General features: G+C 63.8%; 4 protein-coding genes and 1 pseudogene. 3 read left to right on the forward strand and 2 right to left on the reverse strand.

Annotated elements, in window-relative coordinates; translation table 11 throughout:
• Both IVB32_RS16370 and IVB32_RS16375 read left to right on the forward strand, forming a co-directional pair.
• On the forward strand, nt 1-195 hold a 195-nt coding region (locus IVB32_RS16370; RefSeq protein WP_247410748.1), incomplete at its 5' end, for a VOC family protein.
• A gap of 114 nt (nt 196-309) precedes the next feature.
• Nucleotides 310-822 (forward strand): hypothetical protein, encoded by a 513-nt coding sequence (locus IVB32_RS16375; RefSeq protein WP_247371663.1) that lies wholly within the window; start codon nt 310-312, stop codon nt 820-822.
• A gap of 37 nt (nt 823-859) precedes the next feature.
• Here the strand turns inward: IVB32_RS16375 and IVB32_RS16380 are convergent, their stop codons facing one another.
• Together IVB32_RS16380 and IVB32_RS16385 are read right to left on the reverse strand one after the other, a co-directional pair.
• Nucleotides 860-1,213, reverse strand: a complete 354-nt coding sequence (locus IVB32_RS16380) for a cupin domain-containing protein (protein WP_085361730.1) — start codon at nt 1,211-1,213, stop codon at nt 860-862.
• A 52-nt stretch (nt 1,214-1,265) separates the two neighbouring features.
• A pseudogene (locus IVB32_RS16385) lies at nt 1,266-2,005 on the reverse strand (metallophosphoesterase family protein).
• A gap of 368 nt (nt 2,006-2,373) precedes the next feature.
• On the opposite strand from IVB32_RS16385, the gene IVB32_RS16390 reads away from it, so the two are divergent.
• On the forward strand, nt 2,374-4,083 hold a 1,710-nt coding region (locus IVB32_RS16390; protein ID WP_247410830.1), incomplete at its 3' end, for a DEAD/DEAH box helicase.

Genomic DNA, 4,083 nt, shown 5'->3' on the forward strand with positions numbered 1-4,083 from the left:
CCGACGCCGGCGGGCAGTGCCGCGCTGCAACTGGCCTTCAAGGTATCCGCGGCCGAAGTCGATGCGTGTGCCGACGAACTCGCACGCCACGGCGTGGCGCTGCTGTCACCGCCGACGAACCAGTCGTTCGGGCATCGGACGCTGTTCTTCCGCGACCCCGACGGTAATCTTTTGGAGATCTATGCGGAGATCTGAACCGGGCAGCGGCGGGCCCGTACACGAAAAGTTCCATCGAAAATCCGCGAGTTATTCAAGCCGGGGTGAAACTTAGGCCCAGGTTACGGCTTTGAGTTCACGGGAGAGTTCATCGTGAAGCAGAACCTGAAGCCCCTGACCTACATCGCGGCCGCCATCTACTTCCTGGTGGATGCGGTCTTCATGGCCGTGGCGAGGCCAATCTCGCGCTGGATCGGGCGGCATCTCCAATTGAAGCGATTGCGGGGCTGGATCAGATCGCTGTCGCCTTATTGCTCGCTCGCCTTGTTTTCGGTACCCGTCATTATCCTGGAGCCGGTCAAGCCCGTGGCAGCCTATCTCGCGGCGACCGGGCAAATCGTGATGGGGGCCGTGACTTTTATTGTCGGCGAACTGCTTAAGCTGGTGCTGGTCGAGCGCCTGTTCCATCTCACGCGCGACAAGCTGATGCGGATTCCGGCCTTCGCCTGGGCCTATGGGAAGTACTCCGAGGTGAAGGCGTGGCTGCAGGCAACCGACGCCTGGCGCGCCATCCGCGCACTGAGCCGCGCGGCCAGGGACACTCTTGTGCGGGCAAGAGCTAGACTGGTCGGCGGCTTCAGCAGCCTGGTGACCTCCAGGGATTAAGGCTGCAGGCATAGAGCTGCGCTGGGCGAGTTGCCATCTATGCGAGCTTGCGGTCCGCGGCGGTGGCCTTGTCGCCCGTGTTCGGCGTGCCGGTCGGCTCGATGAGCAGGAGATGAACTTCCTCGCGCGCGACCGGGCGATGCTCAACACCTTTGGGCACGACATAGAGTTCGCCCGGACCAAGCGTCACCGTGCGATCCCGTAATTCGATCTCCAAACTGCCTTTCAGGACGAGGAAGAAATCGTCGGTGTCGTCGTGCTTGTGCCAGGTGAACTCTCCCTTCACCTTCACCACCATCACGTCGCAGTCGTTGAAGGTTGTGATCGTGCGTGGAGACCAGAAATCCCCAAAAGTCGCGAGTTTGTCGGCAAGCGAAATGCCGTCGGCCATGTGTTCTCCCGTTCTTCCGTGCGGCTCGATTTGGGTCGAGCGATGCCAGCAGCTATTTGACATATCCCGACGATATGGCCCGCGCCCATTTCGGGTGGTCGTTGGCGAGGGCACGGGACGATGCGGCGTCCCAATCGTATTCGAGGGCCAAGAGTTCGGCCTGCCAGCCCCTTTGTCGCTTCGTGAGGATTGCATATCGCGCGTGCGGCGAGCGGTATTCCAGGTTTGCGGCAACGGGAATGTCTGCGAAGACCGGCAACCAACGCTCCCTGGATTGAGAACCAGACAGTCATGAGGTCCGTGAACGACGGCCTGGCGGTGGCTATGACCACACAGCACCACACGCGCCGTCGGCTCACTCGCGAGGCGCATTGCCAGCACGTCGCGGCGTGCCGGTACGAAGCGGCCGTCGTCGAGCGTTTCTTCCAGCAGGCATGTCGTATCGTTGTCGGGCGTGCCGTGGCAGGCCAGGATCCCATCGTCCAGCCGTATTTGGGAAGGCAGGCTGTGGAGTGCGAGACGTTGCTCCGCAGTCAATGCGTTGCGCGCAAACAGACCTGCCGACGAGAGCTTGTCGTCCGGAAACTCCTCAATCCAGCGATCATGGTTTCCGCGTACGGTCGGCAGCGACAGCGCCTCGAGCGCTTCGAAAGTCTCTTTCGGCCACAACGGGCTGGTGACGCAATCGCCAAGGTTGACCGTACGATCGACGCCACGCGCCTTGATGTCGGCCAGCACCGCCTCGAGCGCGGCAAGGTTGCCGTGGATATCGGAAATGACTGCCAATCGCATCGTCGTGCTCCCTAGTCCAATCGGCCTGAGCTTAGCCCTGTTGTGCGTCTCCGGCAGCTCCAACCGCGCATAATTTAAGCGAGGTGGCCGTGAAAATCTGCAGCCTCGCCCCAAAATCCCGCTATATGCAGTAAAATGCCCCGAAAATGCTGGATGTAGCGGGTCGAGCTGGCCAGTAAGCTTATTCTCGGCATCACCAAAGCCATGCGTCATAGGCATGGTGATTTGCCCGCACTTGGCGTAAAGAGCGTCCAAATCAGATCACCACGCGTGCGGCTGGACCATTTGCCGCCTACGCAGCTTCAGGTCGCGCGGCTCGACGTTCCGCGCCTGGACCAACCAAGGTTTATCCCGTGTCTTTTCCGACCATGAGTGCGCCGCTCGCCCGAGCTTTGGCCGAGCGCAATTACGACCGTCCGACCCCCGTTCAGCTCGCCGTACTCACGGACGAGGCCGCTGACCGCGATCTCTTGGTTTCGGCACAGACCGGCTCCGGCAAGACCCTGGCCTATGGGCTGGCCATGGCCAAGGACCTGTTGGGCGACGCCGAGCGGTTCGAGCGGGCGGGTGCACCGCTTGCCCTGATCGTGGCGCCGACCCGCGAGCTTGCCTTGCAGGTCCATCGCGAGCTGGCCTGGCTGTACGAGCATGCGAGCGGGCGCGTCGTTTCCTGCGTCGGCGGCATGGACCCCAGGCGCGAGCAGCGCGAGCTTGCGGCCGGCGCTCATATCGTCGTCGGCACGCCCGGCCGGTTGTGCGATCATTTGCGCCGCGGCCGCCTCGACATCTCGGAATTGAAGGTAGTCGTGCTCGACGAGGCTGACGAGATGCTCAATCTCGGCTTTCGCGAGGACATGGAGTTCATCCTCAAGACCACGCCGGACACGCGCCGCACCCTGATGTTCTCGGCGACGTTCCCGCGCGGCATCGTCGCGCTGGCCAAGCAGTATCAACAGCGGGCGTTCCGGATCGAGGTCGCCGGCGACGAAGGCGGTCACGCCGATATCGAGTACCGCGCGATCCGGATCGCGCCCGGTGATGCCGAGCACGCCGTCGTCAACGTGTTGCGCTTCTACGAGGCGCCGAGCGCGCTGGTATTCTGCAGCACGCGCGACGGCGTCCGGCACTTGCAGGCGGCACTGCTGGAGCGCGGCTTCTCCGTGGTCGCTTTGTCAGGCGAATTGACGCAGAACGAGCGAACCACGGCGCTGCAGTCGCTGCGCGACGGACGCTCGCGCGTCTGCGTGGCGACCGACGTCGCCGCCCGGGGCATCGATCTGCCGAGCCTCGATCTCGTCATTCATGCCGACCTGCCCAACGACGCCGAGGTCATGCAGCATCGCTCCGGCCGCACCGGCCGCGCGGGCCGCAAGGGGACGAGCGTCATGCTGGTGCCGCCCGTGCGGCGGCGGCGTGCGGAAATGCTGCTGAACGTCTCGGGCATCGACGCGGTCTGGGGGACGGCGCCGCAGCCGGATGAGATCCGCAAGCTCGATCACGAGCGCATGAAGGACGTGCTGTTCACGGAGGAGACCACCGCCGACGATCTGGCGCAGGCGCAGGCGCTCTTGGCCGAGCGGTCGGCCGAGGAGATCGCCGCGTCACTTGCACGGCTCTATCGCGCGCGGCTGCCGTCGCCCGAAGACATCATGGAGCCCGTCGAGCGAGCTGGCCGGCCGCGCGAGGATCGCGGCCGCAACGATACGCGCGCGCCGCGCGACGATGTCCGCGCTTCGCGCGGCGATGATCGGACCGAAAGGGCTCGACCAAAAGCGGGAAAATCGTCGTCGAAACATGGCATGGCGGATGGCAGCGTCTGGTTCCGGGCCAACATCGGACGAAAAAAGAACGCGGAAGCGCGCTGGCTGTTGCCGATGATCTGCCGTCGTGGCGGCATCGACAAGAACGACATCGGCGCGATCAAGATCATGGACACCACGACCGAGTTCGAAATTTCCGAGCGGGTCGCGGAATCCTTCGCCGTGAAGATCAAGCGTCCGGACAAGGAAGACAATATCCGTCTCGAGCCGATGGCGGATGCGCCGCAACGGCAGGCGGCATCGGAAGAGCGGCCCCAC

Source organism: Bradyrhizobium sp. 23 (assembly GCF_023073295.1).
Taxonomy (GTDB): domain Bacteria; phylum Pseudomonadota; class Alphaproteobacteria; order Rhizobiales; family Xanthobacteraceae; genus Bradyrhizobium; species Bradyrhizobium canariense_D.